Origin of the sequence: Microbacterium azadirachtae (genome assembly GCF_000956505.1) — a bacterium.
Classification (GTDB): domain Bacteria; phylum Actinomycetota; class Actinomycetes; order Actinomycetales; family Microbacteriaceae; genus Microbacterium; species Microbacterium azadirachtae_A.
Genome location: NZ_JYIX01000040.1, coordinates 162,220 through 183,953 on the forward strand (window position 1 = coordinate 162,220; position 21,734 = coordinate 183,953).

Sequence of the window (21,734 nt, forward strand, 5' to 3'; positions counted from 1 at the left end):
GCTGAGGAGGTCGGATCGGCGATGGCGACGAAAAGACGCGGCGGAGTGCGCAGTGCCGCATCGCGCGTGTTCGCGCTGCTGATCGCATCCGTCCTGCTGATCGGCGCGGCGATCGGGGTGTTCCTCACCTGGGAGGCACAGACCTCGGCACGGCAGGAGGCCGAGCACGTCACCGCGGCGATCGCGCACGCGCTCTCCGCGGCACCCGCGATCGAAGCGGCCGTGACCGCGACCGACCGCCCCTCCGCGGAGGACGCGCTGCGCGCGTACGTCGAGTCCGTGCGCACCGGAGCAGGGCTGGACTTCATCACCGTCATGGACAGTGAAGGCGTGCGCCTCACGCATCCGGATCCCGCGCGCATCGGCGAGAAGTACCTGGGCACGATCCCCGCCGACGGCCGCACGCTGACCGAGCAGTACACGGGCACGCTCGGCCCGTCGGTGCGCACGATCGCCCCCGTCCACGACGCCGGCGGTGCGATCGTCGGCTGGGTGTCGGCGGGCGTGACCGTGGAGTCGCTGGCCGGGGCTCTGCTCCGACGCCTGCCTGTGATCGTGCTGCTGACCCTCGCGGTCGTGGCGCTGGGCGCGGCCGGAGCGGTGCTCGCGCGACTCGCGACGCGGCGCATCACCGGCGATCTCGAGGCGCGAGACGTGCGCGAGGCGGTCGCCGGCTACGAGTCGGTGCGCACGCTCGGCGAGGCGCTGCGGGCGCAGACGCACGAGCACGGCAACCGCCTGCACACCGCACTGTCGCTGCTGGAGCTCGACCGCCGCGAGGAGGCGATCGCGCTGCTGTCCGAAGCGTCCCTGCAGGGCCAGTCCGTGATCGATCAGATGACTTTGCGCGACGGGGATCCGACGCTCGGCGCGCTGCTGCTGGGCAAGGCCTCGCAGGCGAAGGAGCGCGGCGTGCGCTGGCAGGTGCACGTGGATCCTGCCGCTCCCCGCGTGGATCTGACGCCCGTCGATGCGGTCGCGGTGGTGGGGAACCTCATCGACAACGCGCTCGACGCCGCCCGTCAGGCGGAGTCGGGCGGCGACCGCTGGGTACGGGTCGACGTGACCGCGGCGGGCGGCGGAGCCATCGCGATCACGGTCTCGGACGGCGGCCCCGGAATCCCCTCGAACCTCCGCGAGCGGATCTTCGAGCACGGCTTCTCCACCAAGCCGAGCGACCGCTCTGGCCGCGGGGTGGGACTCGCCCTCGTGCGCGACATCGTGACGGCCGCGGGCGGGAGCGTCGAACTCTCCGCCGAGCCGACGTCGTTCCGGGTGACGCTGCCCGGCGTCCCGACGGAGAGGAACATCGGATGATCGGCGTCCTGCTCGTGGACGACGACCCGCTCACGCTCGAACTTCACGCGGCGTACATCGCGCGGCTCGAGGGGTTCGAGGTCGTGGGCGAGTGCACCGGCGTCCGCGCCGCGCTGAACGCGCTCACCGCCGATGCGGAGCGGATCGATCTGGTGCTGCTGGATCTCACCATGCCCGACGGCTCCGGCATCGACGTGCTGCGGCGCATCCGCGGCGCGGGCAGCGCGATCGACGTGATCGCGGTGACCAGCGTGCGCGACGTCGAGGCCGTGCGACGGATGTCGGCCCTGGGCGTCGCCCAGTACCTGCTCAAGCCGTTCCCGTTCGCCGTCTTCCGCGATCGTCTGCTGCAGTTCCGCGACCGCCACGAACGCGCGGTCGCGCTGGCGGGCGCCGCCAGCCAGGAGGAGATCGATGCCCTGATCGGAGGGCCCGCGACCGGCGCCATCGCCCTGCCGAAGGGTCTCGCCGCCGAGACGCTGCAGGTGGTGACAGCGGTGCTGCGCGCGCACGGCGATCTCTCGGCCGCGGAGGCGGCGCCTCTCGTCGGCGTCTCCCGGGTCACCGCACGCCGCTACCTGGAGCACCTCGTCGCCCAGCAGGTCGCGATCCGCGCCCCGCGCTACGGCGCCCCGGGCCGGCCTGAGACGGCCTACCGCCTGGCCGGTTCTGCCGCGCCGCCGCGCTGATGCTCCCCAGCCTGCCACCGGCACCGTGGTCGGGCCGCTGGCGGCGCGATGATAGCGTCGTCCTGTCCTCAGGGCGGGGTGAAAGTCCCCACCGGCGGTGTCGCGGCATGGTCCGCGCGAGCCCGCGAACGGTCCCCATGGTGGGGACCGCCGATCCGGTGCGATTCCGGAGCCGACGGTCACAGTCCGGATGAGAGAGGACAGAAGGAGCAGTCCACCATGCCCAGAATCGCCATCGTCGCCGCGCAGTGGCACGCCGAGATCGTCGAGCAGGCCGTTTCCGCCTTCATCGAGCGTCTCGCCGACCTCGGCATCGACCAGGTCGACGTGCACCGCGTTCCCGGCGCGTTCGAGATTCCGCTGCACGCGCAGCGCCTCGCGCGCACCGGCCGCTACGCTGCCATCGCGACGAGTGCGCTCGTCGTGGACGGCGGGATCTACCGGCACGACTTCGTCGCCGGATCCGTCGTCGACGCGCTCATGCGCGTTCAGCTGGACACCGACGTGCCGGTGTTCTCCGCCGTGCTCACGCCGCACCACTTCCACGAGCACGACGAGCACCAGGACTACTTCCGGCGTCACTTCGCCGTGAAGGGCCGGGAACTCGCCGAGGCCGTGTCCGCCACGGTGCAGAGCCTCGCCGCGATCGGCTGACCGACCCGCGAGGCCCTGCCCCTGGCACGTCCGCCGTCGCCGAGTCCGCCGTCGAGGCGGACTCAGCGCGGCAGGCGTCCTTCGTGCAGCACGCCGTCGGGATCGGCGCTCGCGCGCACCGCACGCAGCCGGTCGATGTCGGACGCCGTGGCGCACCGTTCGAGCGACTGCCCCGGCGTGAGGAACGTCGGGACCGTCCGCTCGGCGGCGACCGGAGCGAGCAGCTCGCGGAGCCCCGCGATGCTGGCGTCGCCGGGCTCGGCCGGTGCGCCGGGGAAGTTCGGCACGAGCGCGTGCAGGAGCCAGCCCGCCGACGCCAGGGAGGCGAAGCCGGAACGGCGCGGAGCGTCGAGTGCTCCGCCCAGCATCCGCAGGTCGATCCCGATGATCGTCGACTGGGCAGGTGCGTGACGGAAGTCGACCAGCGCATCGATCGTGGCGTCGTCGAGCCGGTCGAGAGCAGCGGAGGCGCCCCGGCCCGGCGTCGGATCGGTCGGCTCCCCCGAGGCGGCGGCGAGCGCGGCGAGCGAGGTCGGTCCCGCGGTCTCGCGCTGCACGGTGCCGGCACGCCGCACCCCGTCGAGGAGTGCTTCGGCGGCGCCGTCGGAGGACAGTGCCTGCACCGTCACGTAGCTCTTGCCGCGGATCGCCTCCGGCAGCATCGGCGCGTCGGGCATCCGCATGGAGCTCGTGAACACGTTGAGCGTCGACGGCGCGACGGCGGCGAGATCCCGCACGGCGCGGATCACCGCGGCGGAGTCGGCCGCGTCGAAGGTCAGCGAGGCGCCCCACTGCGCCGGGGCGCGGACGAGATCGATCTCGAGCGCGGTGACGACGCCCACGACGCCGCCCGCTCCGCGCAGCGCCCACATCGCCTCGCCGTCGCTGTCGTCGTCGATCCGCTCATGCGTGCCGTCTGGTCGCAGCACCCACGCGGCGCGCAGGTTGTCGGAACCCAGACCCGCCGTGCGGCTGAACCAGGAGTGACCGCCGCCGAGCGTGTAGCCCGCGACCGACACGACGGGGCTCGTTCCTGCGGGAGCCGCCCACCCGGTGCCTTCGAGCGCATCGACGACGGCGCCCCAGCGCACACCGCTGCCGACGACGACCACGCCGGCCGCGAGGTCGATGTCGAGCCGGTCGAACGCCGCGGTCCGGACGATCACGGCCCCGGCCAGGTCGCCGGAGGCGCCGTGGCCGCTCGGCTGCACGGCGATCGGCGTTCCGGCCTCACGCGCGGCCGCGAGGATCAGACGAAGATCGTCGAGGCCCGCGGGCGTCGCGACCGCCGCGGGGACCTGGTCGATCGAGAGGTTCCACGGGCGGCGAGCGGCGTCGAATCCGTCGTCCGAGGGGAGTAGAAGGGTTCCGTCCAGCGCACGGTCGAGAGTGTCGAATGCAGAGAGAAGGGGCATGACGCCACCCTAGGATGCCCCACGGACATTCCCGGCGACGTCACGCCCCTTGTGCCTGCGCAGGTCTACTCCCCCGCGAGACCGCCCAGCAGGTGCCCGAACGAGCGTCCTTCGCCGAGGTAGTTTCCCGGGTCGAAGGGATCCTTGTCGGCTGCGGGCTCGCGTCGGGCCATCGCCTCTGCGAGCTCCCGCGCTCCGCGCTCGACCCGCGTGCTGAGCGGGGCCACCTCGTCGGCGTTCGCCCCCCAGTCGCTGGATGCCGCGAAGACGCCCGTGGGGACGGGCTCGGCGTGCAGGTAGGTGAACAGCGGGCGGATCGCGTAGTCGATCGCGAGCGAGTGCCGCGCGGTTCCGGCGTTCGCGCCGATCAGGACGGGCTTGCCTGCGAGCGCGTCCGGGTCGAGCACGTCGATGAACGACTTGAACAGGCCCGAGTAGCTCGTGGAGAAGATCGGCGTGACGGCGATCAGGCCGTCGGCCGAGATCACCGTGTTGATCGCCGAGTCCAGCGCGGGCGGGGCGAACCCGGTGAGCAGGTTGTTCGTGATGTCGTGCGCGAGGTCGCGCAGCTCGATCACGTCGACGCCGACCTCGGAGCCGAGCTCGGTGAGCCGGCGCGCGGTCTCCGCCGCGAGGCGGTCGGCGAGCATGCGCGTCGAGGACGGGTTGCTGAGCCCTGCGGAGATCACCGCGATGCGACGGGCGCCCATCTCAGTTCGCCCCCTTCGTGGCCGCGGTCCCGAACGAGGAGCCTGCCGCGGCCGGAATCGCGCCGCCGTCCTGGTAGGGCGAGCCCGCGGTGAGGTTGTCTCCGCGGTTCGCGCCGGGGCGCGCCTCGCGCGCCGGGCCGTCGCCGTACACGGCCTTGACACGGGCTGCGTGGGTCGGGGCATCCGGCACGGTCTCCGGGCGGTTCTGCGCGAGCTCCTTGCGGAGCACCGGCACGACCTCGCCGCCGAGCAGGTCGATCTGCTCGAGCACGGTCTTCAGCGGCAGGCCGGCGTGGTCCATGAGGAACAGCTGACGCTGGTAGTCGCCGTAGTGGTCGCGCATCGCGGCGTAGCGGTCGATGACCTGCTGCGGGGATCCGACCGTGAGCGGGGTCATCTCCGTGAAGTCCTCCATCGACGGGCCGTGGCCGTAGACCGGGGCGTTGTCGAAGTAGGGACGGAACTCGTTCACCGCGTCCTGAGAGTTCGGGCGGATGAACGCCTGGCCGCCGAGCCCGACGATCGCCTGCTCCGCGGTGCCGTGGCCGTAGTGCGCGAAGCGCTGCCGGTACAGCTCGATCAGGCGCTGGTAGTGCTCCTTCGGCCAGAAGATGTTGTTCGCGAAGAATCCGTCGCCGTAGTAGGCGGCCTGCTCGGCGATCTCGGGCGTGCGGATGGAGCCGTGCCACACGAACGGCGCGATGCCGTCGAGCGGGCGAGGAGTGGACGTGAAGCCCTGCAGCGAGGTGCGGAACTTGCCCTCCCAGTCCACGACGTCGTTCGTCCACAGCTCGTGCAGGAGAGCGTAGTTCTCGATCGCGAGCGGCAGGCCCTGACGGATGTCCTTGCCGAACCAGGGGTAGACGGGGCCGGTGTTGCCGCGGCCCATCATGAGGTCCATGCGGCCGCCGGACACATGCTGCAGCATCGCGTAGTCCTCGGCGATCTTCACCGGGTCGTTCGTGGTGATGAGCGTCGTGGAGGTCGAGACGATCAGACGCTCGGTCTGCGCGGCGAGCGCGGCGAGGAACGTCGTCGGGCTGGACGACCAGAACGGCGGGTTGTGGTGCTCGCCGATCGCGAAGACGTCGAGGCCGACCTCTTCCGCGTGCTTCGCGATCGTGAGGGTGTTCTGGATCCGCTCGCGCTCGCTCGGGGTCTCCCCCGTGACCGGGTTGCGGGTGATGTCGCTGACCGACATGAGGCCGAACTGCATGCCCGACCAGGTGCTCGACTCGCTCACTGCTGTCTCCTTCAGATTTCTATTCACTTGAATGTATCTGATGAAACATCCTTCTCCCAGGAGTATTCCCGGGATCCGCGACATCGGCCAGGGGTCCGCGGACGAGGGAGCGCCCGCACTGCCGGGGGACGGGCGTTCGGCGCCGGAGACCGGGCGGACTCCGCGGGTCAGGCGAACAGCGCCGCGCCGACGTAGGAGCCCTGCCGCGCACCGGGCGGAACGGCCCAGATGCCGGATCCGATGTGCTTGATGTACTCGCTCATGAGATCGGTCGACAGCCGCTTCTGCAGCGTCACGAACTGCTCGGGCGAGCGCTGGTAGGAGAGGAAGAACAGGCCGGCGTCGAGGCGGCCCAGCTCGTTGTTGCCGTCGACGTAGTTGTAGCCGCGGCGGAGGATCCGGATGCCGTCGTTGACCTTCGGGTGCGCGAGGCGCACGTGCGAGTTCTCGTCGATCGCCGAGCCGGAGAACACCGGCTCCGTGATCTCGCCGCCGCCCGAAAGGGGCGCTCCGCTGCCCTTGACCCGGCCGATGGTGCGATCCTGCTCGGCGAGGCGCAGCCGATCCCAGGTCTCGATGAGCATCGCGATCTTGCGCGCGACGAGATACGACCCGCCGGACATCCACGCGGGCTCGTCCTTCTCCCCCACCCAGACGTGCTCGTCGAGGGCCTGCGCGTCGTCGGCGAGGATGTTCGCGGTGCCGTCCTTGTAGCCGAAGAGGTTGCGCGGGGTCTGCTGATCGGCGGCGGTGCGCGAGGTGCGCCCGAATCCGAGCTGCGACCAGCGCAGCCTGGCGCGGCCGAACGCGATCCGGCTGAGGTTGCGCACGGCGTGCACCGCGACCTGCGGGTCATCGGCGCAGGCCTGGATGCAGAGGTCGCCGCCCGTGTAGCCGGCGTCCAGGGCGTCGCCGAGGAACCCGGGCAGATCGGCGAGCGCGGACGGCCGCCGGTCCGCGATGCCGAACCGGTCGCCTTCCGCGAGGAAGAGCGACGGGCCGAGCCCGAAAGTGATCGTGAGACCCGCTGCGGTGAGACCCTGCGCCTCGCCGGTGTCGTCCGGCGGCGCCTCCGGAGAGCCCCCGACGGCGCCCGAGGCGCTCACGTCGAGACCCTTCGTGAGCCGCGACGCCGCGTAGCTCCAGTCCTGCAGGAGCGAGACGAGGTCGTCACGGCTCGCGCGCGGCATCATGTCGAAGCTCGCGAAATGCAGGTGCTCCTGCACGCGCGTGGTGATCCCGGCCTGATGGGCGCCTTCGAAGGCGTACTCGTCCGCGGGAGCGGATCCGCCCAGCACCCCGGTCGCGACGACGGCGGCCGCACCCCCGGCTCCGACGGCGATGCCCGCAACACCGCTGCCGAGCGCCCAGCCGATCAGGCCGCGCCGGCTGATGCCGGTGCGCGGTGCCGCGCCCTCCGGCACGGCGCCCTCGGGAGACGCGGCACGCGCGTCGGCGGTCGACGACTCTTCCGGCGCGGCCGCGGAGGGCCGGTCGGATCCTCCCTCGGACTCAGGGACCGTCATGTCAGCCGAGGATCGTGCTGGTGAGCTTCGAGAGCGGCTCGGCGAGCGCGTTCAGCAGGTCGGTGAGGTCGCGCTTCTGGGTCTCGGTGACGGTCGAGTACGACGCGAAGCCGTCCTTCAGCGAACCGTGCACCGCGAGCTCGGCCTCCAGGGCGGAGAACCCGCGATCGATCTGCTCCACGAGCTTCTTGCCCTCTGCGCCCTTGCTCTCGGCGAACTCGCGCACGACGGAGAAGGCCATCTTGGATCCCTCGACGTTCGCCGCGAAGTCGGAGAGATCCGTACCGGACCACCAGTCCTCCTCGCCCGTGATCTTGCCGTTGGCGACCTCGTCGAGGAGCGAGATGGATCCGTTGGAGATCCCGGCGATGCCCTTGGATTCGAGATCCTTCACGAACGCGTCGGAGTGGACGTGGTCGTACAGCTCCTGCAGATCGGCGAGGAGCTTGTCGGCGAAGGTGGCGCGCTCGGCAGGCGTCGACGGTGCCCAGTCCAGGTTCGCCGGCGTGGTGCCGTCGGAGTTCATCGCGCCAGCGGCCGGAGCCCACAGGTCCTTCTCGATGCGGTGGAAGCCGGTCCAGTCGATGCCCTCGGCCTTGGCGTCGAGCTCGCGGAAGTCCAGCCGAGGGTCGAGCGTTCCCAGCTGCTCCGCGATCGGCTCGATGCGCTCGTAGTAGGCGCGCACGGTCGAGAACTGGGCCTTGGCGGCCGCGTCTTCGCCGCCGCGGTAGGCGTCGGCGAAGGTCTTCGCGGCGGGGAGCAGCTGGTCGACCTGGTCCTTGACGTACGAGGCGTACTGCGTGAGGGCCTTCTGCTTCTGCGCCGCGTCGCCCCCTGTCTCGGCGACCTTCTCGCCGCTGACCGCGAACGCGGTCCTGCCGACGCCGGCGCCGAGCATCCCCGGCTTGCACACCGTGAAGTACTTGCCCGGCTGCGCCACGACCGTGAGGGTGCGCGAGGCGCCGGGGGCTACGTTCTCGACCTCGCCGACGATGCGCACGCCGTCCTCGGCGAGCAGGTAGAACTCGGTCACCTCGTCGCCCTTGTTGTTCACGTCGAAGGCGAGCGTGCCGCTGGTCGCGGTGGCGGCGGAGACGCTGCACGCATCGGCCGTGGACGAGACGGTCAGACGTCCGGCTGCGGAGACGTCGGACTTGGCGACGCACCCGGTGAGGGCGAGGCCGAGGGCGGCGACGGCGCCGAGGACGGCGATCGGTCGGCGGGCGATGGTCATGAGGCTCCTTCAGGAGAGGGCGAGACGGTCGATGCGGCACGGGTGGCCGCCGACTCGGTCGTGACGGGCGTCCCGGAGGAAGCGGGAACAGAGGTAGAAGGCGTCGCGCGCGGCGTGGTGCGGCGCAGTCCGCGCACGAACAGGGTGCCGACGATCGCGATGTACAGCACCCAGGCGATCACCTGGAGCCAGCTCATCCGCGGCATGAAACCGACGGTGGCCTGCAGCAGCACGGCGAGCGCGCTGTCGGGGCGGATCACCGCGGTGACGTCGAACGCCCACCCGAAGGGCAGGCCGGCCCAGCCGACCAGCACGGAGCCGGCCGCGTCGAGCGGCGCCGCAGCGGTGAACGGTCCAGGCACGACGCCGGCCTCCTGCAGGTCGCTGAGCGCGTAGGCGAGCACACCGGCTGCGATGACGACGAGGAAGCCGCCCGTCCAGGTGAAGAAGCGGGATAGGTCGAGCCTGACGGCGCCCCGGGCGAGCAGCCATCCGGCCAGCACGGCCACCGCGAGGCCGAGCGCCGCCCCGAGGATCGCCGACGGCGCATCGCCGAAGGACTGCACCATCGACCAGAGCAGGAGCGTGGTCTCGACGCCCTCGCGGGCCACCGAGACGAAGCCGACCAGCACGAGCGCCCAGACGGTGCCCGCCTCGAGCGCGCGGTCGACGCCCCCTTGCAGCGTGGCCTTCATGGTGCGACCGGCCTTGCGCATCCAGAAGATCATCCAGGTGACCATGCCGACCGTGACGAGCGAGAGCGTGCCGCCGATGATCTCCTGCCCCTGGAAGGTCAGGGCGTAGGCGCCGAAGGTCAGCACGGCGCCGATCACGAGCGCCAACAGGATGGCGGCGCCGACGCCGGTCCACAGCCGTGGCAGGACGTCCTTGCGATCGAGCCGCTTCAGGTAGGCGACGAGGATGCCGACGACGAGCGCGGCTTCGAGGCCTTCACGGAGGCCGATGAGGAAAGTGGCGAGCACGAGGAGCTGTTCCTGGAGAAGATGTGAGGTAAGGCATCCCTTACCTCGAAGACTCTAGCATCCGCTTCCCGGCGCTTCGGACGCGGTGCCGGTGCACCGATCGGCCGCAGTAATCCTCGGCAACAAACGGCCGACCTCTGCAGCGCCCGTCCTAGCCTCGCCTCATGGCCGAACTGAACCTCCCGATCCTTGACCTGTCCCAGCTCGACGCGGGCCCCGAGGCCGCCGCGGCGTTCCGCGACGACCTGCGCGCCGCGACCCACGACGTCGGCTTCTTCTACCTCACCGGCACCGGCGTGACCCCCGAGCTCGAACGTCGCCTGCACCAGGCGGCGTTGGACTTCTTCGCACTGCCGGAGGACGACAAGCTCGCGATCGAGAACGTCAAGAGCCCGCACTTCCGCGGCTACACCCGCATCGGCGGCGAGCGCACGCAGGGCGCCGTGGACTGGCGCGAGCAGATCGACATCGGGCCGGAGCGCGAGGCCGTCGACGGCGGGGCCGCCTACAACCGCCTGATCGGCCCGAACCTGTGGCCCGACGCCCAGCCCGAGCTGCGCGAGGTCGTCGCGGAATGGCACACGCAGCTCTCCGGCGTGGCCCGCAAGCTGCTGCGCGCCTGGGCGCTCGCGCTCGGCGCCGAGGAGACCTACTTCGAGCAGAACTTCGGCGACCCGTCGACCCTGATCAAGATCGTCCGCTATCCGGGCACCCACGAGCCGGAGCCGCAGCAGGGCGTCGGCGCCCACAAGGACTCCGGCGTGCTGACCCTGCTCTGGGTCGAGCCGGGCAAGGGCGGCCTGCAGGTGGAGCGCGACGGATCCTGGGTCGACGCTCCCCCGGTCGACGGCGCCTTCGTCGTCAACATCGGCGAGCTGCTCGAGTACGCGACGGACGGCTACCTCAAGGCCACCAACCACCGGGTGGTCTCCCCGCAGGCGCCGGACGAGCGGATCTCGATCCCGTTCTTCTTCAACCCCGCTCTCGATGCGCGTCTGCCGCTCATCGACCTGCCGGCGGATCTGGCGGTGCAGGCACGGGGCGTCACCAAGGATCCTTCGAACCCCATCCACGCGCTCTACGGCGAGAACGCCCTGAAGTCACGCCTGCGTGCGCACCCCGACGTCGCGGCGATCCACCACGCGGACCTGGTCGGCGCCTCCGTCTGAGCGAGGGACGGCTCAGTTCTCGAGCACGCCGTCCAGCTGCGACAGCACGGGCTCGCGGCTCATCTCGATGTGCGCGTACATCTGCGCGGAGGCGAGCGCTCCGCGGCCGTGCGCGATCGATTCGACGAGCTCGACGTGCTCGTCGGTCTGCTCGCTGTCCCTCGTCTCGCGCGTGAGCCGGAACACCCACTCCATCCGCCCGACCAGCGGCCCGAGGCTGCGCAGCAGCAGTCTGCTTCCGCTGAGCCGCACGATCTCGGAGTGGAAGTCGAGGCTCGCCGCCCGTGCCGCCTCCGCGTCGATGACTGACGCGTCCTCGTGCAGGGCGCGAAGCCGGTCGATGGTCTCGATGCCCTCGTGCACACGCTCGGCGGCCCGCTGCGCGGCGAAAGGCTCGAAGCACAGCCGGGTGTCGAAGAGGTCGTGGATATCGGCACGGGTGAGCGGCGTGACGTTGGCGCCGCGGTGCCGAGAGGTCACCACGAACCCCTCGGACTCCAGCCGCTGGAGCGCTTGGCGCACCGGGATGCGCGAGACCGCGAAGCGCTCGGAGAGCTCGCGCTCCTTCAGCCACGCACCGGGCGCGACGTCGCCGTCGATGATCGCGCGGAGCAGATCACGGTAGACGCGATCGGCGAGCGCAATGGCGGTGCCGTCGGATTCAGGGCCGGTCTCCATCTGCCGCTCTCCTCTCCCCCGCGAGCGGGAACACGGGCGGGAACAACCCGCCGGCGCCGCCCCGGTGATCGCGCTCGTCGTAGCCGGCGCGCATGATGTCGAACAGGACCTGCGCATCCTCGCGAACGGCCCGCAGATCGATCCCGTCGATCGCGCCGTCGCGCATCACGACCCTGCCCGCGACCATCGTAAGGCACGCGTCCCTGGCGCTCCCGGCCAGGACGAGGTTGCGCAGCGGGTCCTCGATCGGACCGAACCGCACGTCCGAGAGGCGGAACGCCGTGAGGTCGGCGGCGGCCCCCTCCGCGATGCGCCCGAGATCGGGCCGGTGCAGCGCGCGTGCTCCGCCGAGGGTCGCCGCCTCCACATAGCCGGCGAGATCTCCGGCCGCGAGCGAACGGTTCTGCACCTTCGCGACGGAGACGCCGGTGTCGATGCCGCGGATCAGATCCGGCGGGAACGAGTCGGTGCCCAGCGAGATGTTCAGCCCCGCATTCCGGTAGCGGGCGAACGTCTCCAGCTCGGATCCGTAGCGCGCATTCGTGAGCGGGCAGTGCACGATCGACACCCCCGCCTCGACGAGGGCGGCGAGATCCCCCCTGTCCTCGCCCCACACGCGAGGATTGACGTCGAGGAAGACGCCGTGCGGGACGATCAGGCGGTCATCGAGCAGTCCCTGCCTGCGGATCAGCTCGAGCGGCGTGCACCCGTGCTGCTCCAGGATCCAGTCGCGCTCGAAATCCCCCTGCAGCGCGTGCAGGCGCACGAGGGCGCCGCGCTCCCTTGCCGCGTCCGCGGTGGCCGCGAGCAGCTCAGGGGTCAGCGTCTCGATGCGGCAGGGCAGGAAGACGGGGGTGAGCAGCGGATCCGCCCAGGAGCGCAGCGTGTCGTGGAACCGGATCGCGTCGGCGAGACCAGCCTCGCCCTCCGCTTCGTCGAAGAGGACGTCGCGCTCATCGCCCTGCACGACGTTGGCCCCGGAGCGGTAGGAGGGCCCGAGGAAGCCGCGCAACCCGAGCGACCGGGAGTACTCCGCCATGGCGAGGAAGTCGTCGGCCGATTCCGCCCAGGCGGAGTGCACCTCGGAGGCGATCGGCATGTAGCTCGTGATCCCGTGCAGGGCGAGCTGCACGAGCGCGATCTCTCTGATGCGCCGGCGCTGGCCTGCGCTGAACACATGCTGCCGGCGGAAGAACCAGTCCGCCGACCACTGCAGGCGGCGCGCGTGCTCCGGCGCCGACCACGAATCGAGGATCAGGTGGTCGATGTCGGTGAGCGCGTCCAGGTCGATCAGTCCCGGCATCAGCAGGCTCTCGCCGAGCTCCACCGTGCGATCGGCGTCCCGAGGCGCTTCGGCGCGCGGCCCCACGAAGGCGATGCGGTCGTCGTCCACCAGCACGGCGCCGTCGCGCAGCTCAGAATGCGACGCGCCGTCGAAGGCAAGGACGTGATCGGCGGTGATCAGGGTACGCACGGGGCACTCCTCCAAGCAGAACAATTGGTATCCAAAATCTATCGACCCTTGAGCATCGCAACAACAGCAGCGTGCATATTTGAGGCAGCCGATCAGATTTGGTATACATATCCTCTCAGGCTGGTATACAATTCCAGCAACCCCCCGTTCCTGACCATCAAGGAAGATCGTGACGGAAACGCTGACGACGGTCCCGACCACCGAGGCCCTCACCACCCCGAAGATCGCCACAGGACGTTCGCTCCTGGGCACCGCCTGGCTGCGCATCAGGCGCAGTCGCATCGCGCTGGCGTCCTTCGCCGTGGTGATCGCGATCGTGCTCTTCGCGATCCTGGCACCGCTGCTCACCGCGATCGAAGGGCAGGATCCGTTCACGACGCACACCGGCCCCGACACGCTGGACAACTTCGACACTCCCGGCCTGCCGCTGCCGCAGTTCCTCTATCCGTCGGCAGGGCACTGGCTCGGCGTCGAGCCAGGACTCGGCCGCGACCTCTTCGCCCGCCTCGCCTACGGCGCGCAGGTCTCGCTCACGATCGCGCTGCTGGCGACCCTCGTCTCGGTCGTCCTCGGCACGATCATGGGTGCGGCCGCCGGCTTCTTCGGCGGCAAGGTCGACATGGTCATCAGCCGCCTGATCGACCTCTTCCTGGCGTTCCCGCACCTCCTGCTCGTGCTCTCCCTCACGCCGATCCTGCAGTCCCGGCTGCGGGGCACCGCACTCGGCCAGGGCAGCTTCGTACCCATCGCATCGCTCGTGATCATCCTCGGCTTCTTCGGCTGGGCGTACCTCGCCCGCGTCGTCCGCGGCCAGGTGCTCAGCATCCGCGAACAGGAGTACATCGAGGCCGCGCGCTCCTACGGCGCGTCCAAACGGACGATCCTGTTCACGCAGGTGATCCCGAACGTGTCGGGCGTGGTGCTGGTCTACGCGACCATGATGATCCCGACCAACATCTCGGCCGAGGCCGCACTCTCCTTCCTCGGCGTCGGAGTCAAGGATCCGACCCCGTCGTGGGGGCAGATGCTCAACGCGGCGCAGTCCGGCAACTGGTACCTCGTCGACCCCTGGTTCCTGATCGTGCCGGGCACCGCGCTCGTCATCACCGTCCTCGCCTTCAACCTGCTCGGCGACGCGGTCCGCGACGCCCTCGATCCCAAGGCCTCGCGCAGCTGAACCCCGCACGCCCTCCGCGCGCTCGGCCATGCCGGCCCGCGCCCTCCGTCCGTCCTGTCCATCCCCATCCCGAGAAGAGAAGAACCATGAGACACAGCCGTCCCCTGTTCGCCGCCTCCGTCGTGGCCGTCGCGCTCGCCGTGACCGGCTGCTCGGCAGGATCCGCCTCCGGCGGCACCGCCACCGGAGGCACCGGAGGCACCAACCCGTACGCGCCGCACGTCGTCAACGAGGGTTTCAGCACCAAGGGCGGCAACGTCAACGTGCTGATGTCGAGCGACTTCCAGACGCTCGACCCCGGCAACAGCAACTACGTCCAGACTGCCAACGTCGGCCAGCTCTACTACCGCACGCTGACCATGGCGAAGGAGACCGCAGGCCAGCCGCCCAAGATCGTGCCCGACCTCGCGACCGACCTCGGCAAGGCATCCTCGGACGGCCTCACCTGGACGTACACGCTCAAGGACGACCTCAAGTACGAGGACGGCTCCCCGATCACAGCCGCCGACATCAAGTACGGCATCGAGCGCACCTTCGCCCGCGACGTCTACACGCAGGCCCCGCAGGAGCTCAACGCCGTCCTCGCCGCCGACACGTACAAGGGCCCGTACTCCGGCGGAGACCTCGCCGCGGTGGAGACCCCCGACGCGAAGACGATCATCTTCCACCTCAAGCAGCCGTACCCCGACTTCCCCGCCCTGGCCTCGCGCTCGAACAGCGCCCCTGTGCCGCAGGCCAAGGACACCAAGCTCGACTACACGAACCACCCGATCTCCTCCGGTCCCTACATGATCGCCGGCTACGACCGCGGGCGGGAGCTCAAGCTGGTCCGCAACCCGAACTGGGATCCGAAGACCGACGAGAACCGGACCGCCCTGCCCGACACGTTCTCGTTCTCGCTCTCGACCGCCCAGGCGACGATCAGCCAGCAGCTGCTGAGCGACTCCGACCCGACCGCGATCACGCTCGACTCGAACGGCGCGCTGCAGGCCTCCGATGCGGCACGGCTCAGCGACCAGACCATCAAGCCGCGCACGGCCGGCGGCCTCCTCGGCTGCACCGACGTGCTGAACTTCAACACCACCACGATCACCGACCCCGACGTGCGCCACGCCCTGGCGCTCGCGATGGACCGTGCGTCGATCCAGGTGCAGTACGGCGGACCCCGCTTCGGCAAGCTCACCAACTCGTACCTGAACGACGCGCAGGTGGGCTGGATCGCCCCGACGCTCGACCTCGACGCGGCCGGCAAGCCGAAGCTGGACGAGGCGAAGAAGCTGCTGCAGGGCAAGACCGTCCCGAAGACGCTCACCTACGGCTACTCGAACGCCACCGAGCGGTACAAGAACCTCGGCACGGTGCTGCAGCAGAACTTCAAGGAGCTCGGCATCGATCTGCAGATGGTCGCGATCCCCGCGCCGAACTACTACACGACGCTCGCCGGCGACCAGATGCCCGACATCGCCCGTGCCGGCTGGTGCGGCGGCGCGGCCTCCGGATCTACCCGCACGACGGTCGACCCGAACCTCGGCCCGAGTCTGGACGGCTCGTCCTTCGGCTTCAGCAACATCTCGCGCTTCTTCGACCCGACGATCTCGGGTGAGATGTACAAGCTGCGCGACACCAACGGCTCGTCCGAAGAGCTCAACACGAAGTGGACCGAGCTCTACAACAAGGCCATGGAGACCTACCCGATCGTGCCGCTGTTCCGCACGTACACCTCGAGCGTCGTGGGATCCAAGATCCAGAACGCTCAGGTCGGGTACTTCTTCGGAAGCATCGACCTGTCCACCGTCGGCGTCAAGAACTGACGCCTCCGCACTCCTGAAAGGACGGGGCCGGCCCTCCGCGGCCGGCCCCGCACGGGACAGCAATGTTCGGATTCCTCATCCGCCGGGTGGCCGGCCTCGTCATCCTCCTCCTCGTCGTGAGCTTCGTCACGTTCGCGCTCTTCCAGATCGGTCCGTCCGACCCCGCGGCCGCCGCGTGCGGCCAGGAGTGCACTCCGGAGCGCATCGAGCAGGCCCGCGTCGCGCTGGGCATGGACAAGCCCTTCTTCATCCAGTACTTCGCGTACCTGTCCGGCTTCTTCGGGCCGCGCATGATCGGCGCGCCAGGGGCCGAGCAGGTCTGCGCCTGGCCGTGCCTGGGCAAGTCCTTCCAGACCAACGAGAACGTCACGGACGTGCTCGCCCGCGCGCTCCCCTACACGCTCTCGATCGCCGTCGGCGCGGTCGTGCTGTGGACGATCGTCGGCGTCGGCCTTGGCCTCCTCGCGGCCCTCCGCAAGGGAAGGGCGACCGACAAGTTCATCGTCGGGGCGGCCTCGGTCGGCGTCTCGCTGCCGATCCCGGTGACCGGCCTGCTCCTCCTGCTGGTCTTCGTGAGCACGCTGCACTGGCTGCCGTTCACGAGCAATCAGATCAGCAGTCCGTTCGGATCCGCCGGCCCCGCCGCCTGGTTCCTCAACTACCTGCTGCCGTGGGTGGCGATCGCGGTCCTCTTCAGCGCGCAGTACATCCGCATCACCCGCAACAACATGATCGAGACGTTCGGCGAGGACTTCATGCGCACCGCCAGGGCCAAGGGCCTCGGTCGCCGCGAGATCGTGTTCCGGCACGGCGTGCGCGCCGGAATCACCCCGATCGTGACCATGCTGGGCCTCGACATCGGTGCCCTGCTCGGCGGCGCGGTGCTCACCGAGCAGATCTTCTCCGTCCCCGGCCTCGGCTTCACCGCCGTGCACGCCGCCGTCGCCGGAGATCTGCCGGTCACCATGGCGATCACCATGCTCGCCGCGTTCTTCATCATCACCGCGAACGTCGTCGTCGACCTCGCCTACGCCGGCATCGACCCGAGAGTGAGGGTCAGCTGATGGCCACCCCGTTCCTCGACATCCGCGACCTGCGGGTCGACTTCCCCACCGACGACGGCGTCGTGCACGCGGTGAACGGCATGGATCTGCGCCTCGAGCGCGGCGACACGATCGGCATCGTCGGCGAGTCCGGATCCGGGAAGACCGTCACCAGCCAGACCCTGATGGGCCTGCTCAAGGGCTCGAGCGCCCGGGTCACCGGCCAGATCCTGTTCGAGGGGACGGACCTCGTGCCGCTCACCGAGAACGAGATGCGGCCGTACCGTGGGCGCAAGATCGGCATGATCTTCCAGGATCCGCTCTCCGCGATGCATCCGTACTACACCGTCGGCACGCAGATCGCCGAGGCGTACCGGGTGCACAACAGGGTGAGCGCGAAGGCCGCCAAGGCGCAGGCGATCGACATGCTGGCGCGCGTGGGGATCCCGGATCCGGTGTCCCGCTACGACGCCCACCCGCACGAGTTCTCCGGCGGAATGCGCCAGCGCGCGATGATCGCGATGGCGCTGATCTGCGAGCCGGAACTGCTCATCGCCGACGAGCCGACGACCGCGCTCGACGTCACGGTGCAGGCGCAGATCCTCGACCTGATCTCGTCCCTGCAGCAGGAGACCGGATCCGCCGTCGTGTACGTGACGCACGACCTCGGCGTCGTCGCCGAGGTCTGCCAGCGGGTCGTCGTCATGTACGGCGGACAGTGCGTCGAGCAGGCCGAGATGGAGGATGCCTTCCTGCGCACCGCGCACCCGTACACGAAGGGCCTGCTGGCGTCGATGCCGTCCATGGCGGACGAGGCGGGCCGGCTCACCCCGATCCCCGGCTTCCCGCCGTCGCTGCTGGATCTGCCGCAGGGCTGCCTGTTCGCCGACCGCTGCCCCGTGGCGCACCTCGTGCCGGGGAACCGCTGCCGCACCGAGCGGCCCGTGCTGCACGGCGCGGGATCGCACCGATCCCGGTGCCATCTGTCCGAGGACCTCGGCGCGTCCGAGTCGATCACGATGGAGGCCGCGCGATGAACGCACCACTGCTGCAGGTCGAAGGGCTCGCCAAGCACTTCCCCGTCTCGCAGGGCATGTTCAAGCCGAAGAGCATCGTCAAGGCGGTCGACGGGGTGTCGTTCACGCTCGAGCGCGGCAAGACCCTGGGTCTCGTGGGCGAGTCGGGCTGCGGGAAGTCGACGACCGGCCGGCTGCTCATGCGCCTGCTCACACCGACGTCGGGCAGCATCCGCCTGGACGGCGCCGACGTCGCGGGGCTCGCCGGATCCGAGCTGCAGGACTTCCGCCGCCGCGTGCAGATGGTGTTCCAGAACCCCGCCTCGTCACTCAACCCGCGACAGACCGTGGGGGCCGCGATCGCCGCGCCCCTCCGTGCCCAGGGCATCGCCCCGAAGGAGGGGATGAAGCCTCGCGTGCAATCCCTCATGGACCGCGTGGGGCTTCGCCCGGAGCACTACAACCGCTTCCCCCACGAGTTCTCCGGCGGCCAGAAGCAGCGCGTCGGCATCGCCAGGGCGCTGGCTCTGGAACCCGAGGTGGTGATCTGCGACGAACCCGTCTCGGCGCTCGACGTCTCGGTGCAGGCGCAGGTGATCAACCTGCTGCAGGACATCCAGGCCGACACGGGCATCTCCTATGTCTTCATCGCGCACGACCTCTCGGTGGTCAAGCACTTCGCGCACGACGTGGCCGTGATGTACCTCGGCAAGGTGATGGAGCTGGGCACCAGGGACGAGGTCTTCGACGCCCCCCGGCATCCCTACACGCAGTCGCTGCTGTCGTCGGTGCCCTCCCCTGATCCGCACGCGGATCGCAGCGGGCGGATCCGGCTGACCGGCGATCTGCCGCATCCGTCCAACCCGCCGAGCGGCTGCGTGTTCCGGACGCGCTGCCCCGTGTTCGCGCTGCTGGACGAGGAGAAGAAGAAGATGTGCGTGGAGCACGTGCCGTCCGGTGCGGTCGCCTGCCACCATCCGGCCGAGGCCGCCGCGTTCGCGGCGCGCACCCCCGAAGAGAGGAAGATCCTTGCTGATTCGTGACGTCCGCCCCTGGGGCGGTCCCGCATCCGATGTCGTCATCGAGGAAGGGCGCATCGCCGCCATCCACCCGCACGACGAGTCCGTCCCGCTCGGGGCCGGGGATGTGGACGGTCGGGGCCGGCTGCTGCTGCCGTCGTTCAGCGACGTGCACGTGCACCTGGACTCCTCGCGCATCGGCCTGCCCTTCCGCGAGCACACCGGCTCCCCCGGCGTGTGGGGAATGATGATGAACGACCGCCGCAACTGGCGCAGCACCGATGTGCCGCACGCCGACATCGTCGCCGGCACGTTGGAGAGGATGATCGCACGCGGGACCACGAGGGTGCGCTCGTACGCGCAGGTCGACGTGGACTGCAAGCTCGAGAAGTTCGACTCCGTGATGGCCGCGAAGGAGAAGTTCGCCGGTCAGGCCGAGGTGCAGATCATGACCTTCCCGCAGGCGGGCATCCTCCTGGAGGAGGGCACGGTCGACTACCTCGAGGAGTCGCTCAAGCAGGGCGCCGACGTGATGGGCGGCATCGACCCCTCGCAGCTGGACCGCGATCCGGTCAAGCACCTCGACATCGTGTTCGGGCTCGCCGAGAAGTACCAGGTCGAGATCGACATCCACCTGCACGAGCCCGGCCACCTCGGCGTCTTCAGCACCGAGCTCGTCCTCGAGCGGGTGCGCGCCCTCGGGATGCAGGGCAAGGTCACGATGTCGCACGCCTACGAGCTGGGCGGGGTGAACGAGGCCACCAGCCGCCGGCTGATCGACGAGTTCGCCGAACTCGACATCGCCATGGCGAGCGTCGCCCCGGCCGCCCGCAACCAGCTCTCGCTCGTCGACCTCGTCTCCTCCGGCGTGCGCTTCGGCCTCGGCGAGGACGGCCAGCGCGACTACTGGAGCCCCTACGGCAACTGCGACCTGCTGGATCGCACCTGGCAGCTGGCGTTCACGAACAACTTCCGCAGGGACGAGCACATCGAGATGTGCCTGGCCATCGCGACCATGGGCGGCGCCAGCATCATGTCGCACTCGTCCCCGCGCCTGACCGGCGTGCAGAATCGTCCCGGCACCGCGGTCGGCGACCGCGCCGATCTGCTGCTCGTGGACGGCGAGACCCCGACCAGCGCCGTGATGGACCGCGGCACGGACCGCACCGTCCTCCATGACGGGCGCGTCGTCGCCGATGGGCTTCGTGTCCTCGCGCACTGATCGGGGGGATGGCGCCGCCGGCGCCATCCCGGCCGGACGCACGGCGGACCGTGCCCGGCTCGCGCCGACCGGGAGCGCCGCCCGAGCCTTGGCGCTCGGGGCCGCGCTCCTGGTCGGCGTCAATCTGCGCCCCGCGATCACCTCGGTCTCCGCACTGCTGGATCAGGCGACGAGCGAGTTCGGCCTCGGCGGCGTCGAGCGCAGCCTCCTCGCGACGCTTCCGGTGATCGCGTTCGGGCTCACGGCGATGCTCGGGCCTCTCCTGGCGCGGCGCATCGGCACGACCCGCGCGATCCTCGTCGCGATGGCGGTGCTCGCGGCGGGCCTCGTGCTGCGCGTCCTGAACGGCTGGATGCTGCTGCCGGGAACGTTCCTCGCGGGCGCGGCGATCATGGTCGCGGCGACCCTGCTGCCGCCCTACCTCAAGGCGCTCGGCGCGAGCGGACTCTGGGTGGGGCTCAGCAGCATGTCGTTCGGAATCGGCGCCGCGCTCGGCGCGAGCCTGGCGGTGCCGCTCGACGAGGCGCTCGGCCTCCGTCCGGCGCTGGCCGCGTGGGCGGCACTCGCGATGCTGGCCGCGCTCGCGATGCTGGCCGCCGGCCGCGGCGCGGCTCCCACGGCTCCGACCAGGGCTCCGATCGCGCTGCCGACGGGCTCCCGGAGCACGGTGGCGCTCATGACGACGGTGTTCGCCCTGCAGGCCCTGCTCTACTTCGCCGTGACCACCTGGCTTCCGCTGATCCTTTCCTCGCACGGTGAGACGCGCGCGGCCGCGGGCGGCCTGCTCGGGTGGTTCAGCGTGATCGGCCTCGTCCCCACGCTGCTCGCCCCTATCATCGCGCGCCGCCGCCGGATCCTGACCTGGTTCGGTCCAGGGCTCGGGATCGTCATGGCGGCCGGGTTCGCCTGGCTCGCCCTCGACGGCGGCCACGACCCCGTGGTGGTGTCCGTGCTCGGCATCGCTCAGAACGCGGGCTTCGGGCTCGCCATGGGGCTGCTCGTGAGCCTGTCCGCGGACGAGGCCTCCGCCGGGATCCTCTCCGCGATCGCGCAGGGCGTCGGCTACGCCGTCGCAGGCGGCGGCAGCCTGCTCCTCGGGATCGTGCACGACATGAGCAGCACCTGGACCGCGAGCCTGCTGACCATGGCCCTGTGCGCGCTGCTGCTCGCGGTGTCCGTGACGCTCGTGATCCGCCGCCATCCGGTGTCGCTGATCCGCGGCTGACGCCGGGCCGCGCGTGGTCCGTGCCCGGATCCGCCGACGGCACGGGATCCTGCCGAGCGGACGGGCTCTTGACGCGATCACGCCGTGCCTTCGGCAGGATCCCGTGCAGTCGACGCGCGGCGCGCGGGC

General features: G+C 70.3%; 18 protein-coding genes, 1 pseudogene and 1 riboswitch. Of the genes and pseudogenes, 11 read left to right on the forward strand and 8 right to left on the reverse strand.

What is annotated here, in order from left to right; genetic code table 11:
• The first annotated feature begins 21 nt into the window (after positions 1–21).
• The 3 genes and pseudogenes from RS86_RS18770 to RS86_RS18780 form a co-directional block, all read left to right on the forward strand.
• Positions 22–1,317 carry an ATP-binding protein gene (locus RS86_RS18770; protein ID WP_045273977.1) on the forward strand — a complete coding sequence of 432 codons (1,296 nt, stop codon included), beginning with the start codon at positions 22–24 and terminating at the stop codon, positions 1,315–1,317.
• A complete protein-coding gene (locus tag RS86_RS18775; protein WP_045273800.1) occupies positions 1,314–2,006 on the forward strand; it encodes a response regulator in 693 nt (230 codons plus the stop codon). The genes RS86_RS18770 and RS86_RS18775 overlap by 4 nt, the downstream gene beginning before the upstream one ends.
• A 60-nt stretch (positions 2,007–2,066) precedes the next feature.
• Positions 2,067–2,212: riboswitch (FMN riboswitch) on the forward strand.
• Positions 2,213–2,219: 7 nt separating this feature from the next.
• Positions 2,220–2,660, forward strand: a pseudogene (locus RS86_RS18780) (6,7-dimethyl-8-ribityllumazine synthase); the annotation flags it as partial.
• A gap of 62 nt (positions 2,661–2,722) precedes the next feature.
• On the opposite strand, the gene RS86_RS18785 reads toward RS86_RS18780, so the two are convergent.
• The 6 genes from RS86_RS18785 to efeU all read right to left on the reverse strand — a co-directional run bounded on the left by RS86_RS18785 (position 2,723) and on the right by efeU (position 9,771).
• Positions 2,723–4,075, reverse strand: coding sequence for an FAD-binding oxidoreductase (locus RS86_RS18785; RefSeq protein WP_052680387.1), 1,353 nt, complete (start codon positions 4,073–4,075; stop codon positions 2,723–2,725).
• 65 nt (positions 4,076–4,140) lie between these two features.
• Positions 4,141–4,785, reverse strand: coding sequence for an FMN reductase (locus tag RS86_RS18790; RefSeq protein WP_045273802.1), 645 nt, complete (start codon positions 4,783–4,785; stop codon positions 4,141–4,143).
• A gap of 1 nt (position 4,786) precedes the next feature.
• Positions 4,787–6,001 carry an LLM class flavin-dependent oxidoreductase gene (locus RS86_RS18795; RefSeq protein WP_152642247.1) on the reverse strand — a complete coding sequence of 405 codons (1,215 nt, stop codon included), beginning with the start codon at positions 5,999–6,001 and terminating at the stop codon, positions 4,787–4,789.
• Between the two features lie 194 nt (positions 6,002–6,195).
• Entirely contained in the window at positions 6,196–7,554 is a 1,359-nt protein-coding gene (efeB, locus tag RS86_RS18800; RefSeq protein WP_082076900.1) for an iron uptake transporter deferrochelatase/peroxidase subunit, read from the reverse strand.
• A 1-nt stretch (position 7,555) separates the two neighbouring features.
• Entirely contained in the window at positions 7,556–8,788 is a 1,233-nt protein-coding gene (gene efeO / locus RS86_RS18805) for an iron uptake system protein EfeO (RefSeq protein ID WP_045273804.1), read from the reverse strand.
• Positions 8,785–9,771, reverse strand: coding sequence for an iron uptake transporter permease EfeU (gene efeU, locus RS86_RS18810; RefSeq protein WP_045273805.1), 987 nt, complete (start codon positions 9,769–9,771; stop codon positions 8,785–8,787). The genes efeO and efeU overlap by 4 nt, the downstream gene beginning before the upstream one ends.
• 164 nt (positions 9,772–9,935) lie before the next feature.
• Here efeU and RS86_RS18815 point away from each other — a divergent pair, with 164 nt between their 5' ends.
• Positions 9,936–10,940, forward strand: a complete 1,005-nt coding sequence (locus tag RS86_RS18815) for an isopenicillin N synthase family dioxygenase (protein ID WP_045273806.1) — start codon at positions 9,936–9,938, stop codon at positions 10,938–10,940.
• A 12-nt stretch (positions 10,941–10,952) separates the two neighbouring features.
• Here RS86_RS18815 and RS86_RS18820 read toward each other — a convergent pair whose 3' ends face one another.
• Both RS86_RS18820 and RS86_RS18825 read right to left on the reverse strand, forming a co-directional pair.
• Positions 10,953–11,618, reverse strand: a complete 666-nt coding sequence (locus RS86_RS18820) for a GntR family transcriptional regulator (protein ID WP_045273807.1) — start codon at positions 11,616–11,618, stop codon at positions 10,953–10,955.
• A complete protein-coding gene (locus RS86_RS18825) occupies positions 11,602–13,092 on the reverse strand; it encodes a chlorohydrolase family protein (protein WP_045273808.1) in 1,491 nt (496 codons plus the stop codon). The genes RS86_RS18820 and RS86_RS18825 overlap by 17 nt, the downstream gene beginning before the upstream one ends.
• Positions 13,093–13,261: 169 nt before the next feature.
• Here RS86_RS18825 and RS86_RS18830 point away from each other — a divergent pair, with 169 nt between their 5' ends.
• From RS86_RS18830 to RS86_RS18860, 7 genes are all read left to right on the forward strand, one after another.
• Positions 13,262–14,269: an ABC transporter permease gene (locus RS86_RS18830; RefSeq protein ID WP_235281835.1), complete on the forward strand. Its 1,008-nt coding sequence runs from the start codon at positions 13,262–13,264 to the stop codon at positions 14,267–14,269.
• A gap of 86 nt (positions 14,270–14,355) precedes the next feature.
• Complete coding sequence (locus RS86_RS18835) at positions 14,356–16,080, forward strand: ABC transporter substrate-binding protein (RefSeq protein WP_045273809.1); 1,725 nt, start codon at positions 14,356–14,358, stop codon at positions 16,078–16,080.
• A 62-nt stretch (positions 16,081–16,142) separates the two neighbouring features.
• Positions 16,143–17,144: an ABC transporter permease gene (locus tag RS86_RS18840; protein ID WP_045273810.1), complete on the forward strand. Its 1,002-nt coding sequence runs from the start codon at positions 16,143–16,145 to the stop codon at positions 17,142–17,144.
• Positions 17,144–18,160: an ABC transporter ATP-binding protein gene (locus tag RS86_RS18845; protein ID WP_045273811.1), complete on the forward strand. Its 1,017-nt coding sequence runs from the start codon at positions 17,144–17,146 to the stop codon at positions 18,158–18,160. Before RS86_RS18840 ends, RS86_RS18845 begins: the two co-directional genes overlap by 1 nt.
• Positions 18,157–19,182 (forward strand): ABC transporter ATP-binding protein, encoded by a 1,026-nt coding sequence (locus RS86_RS18850; protein WP_045273981.1) that lies wholly within the window; start codon positions 18,157–18,159, stop codon positions 19,180–19,182. Before RS86_RS18845 ends, RS86_RS18850 begins: the two co-directional genes overlap by 4 nt.
• A complete protein-coding gene (locus tag RS86_RS18855) occupies positions 19,169–20,380 on the forward strand; it encodes an amidohydrolase family protein (RefSeq protein WP_045273812.1) in 1,212 nt (403 codons plus the stop codon). Before RS86_RS18850 ends, RS86_RS18855 begins: the two co-directional genes overlap by 14 nt.
• Positions 20,334–21,605, forward strand: a complete 1,272-nt coding sequence (locus tag RS86_RS18860; RefSeq protein WP_052680388.1) for an MFS transporter — start codon at positions 20,334–20,336, stop codon at positions 21,603–21,605. The genes RS86_RS18855 and RS86_RS18860 overlap by 47 nt, the downstream gene beginning before the upstream one ends.
• The last annotated feature ends 129 nt before the right edge of the window (positions 21,606–21,734 follow it).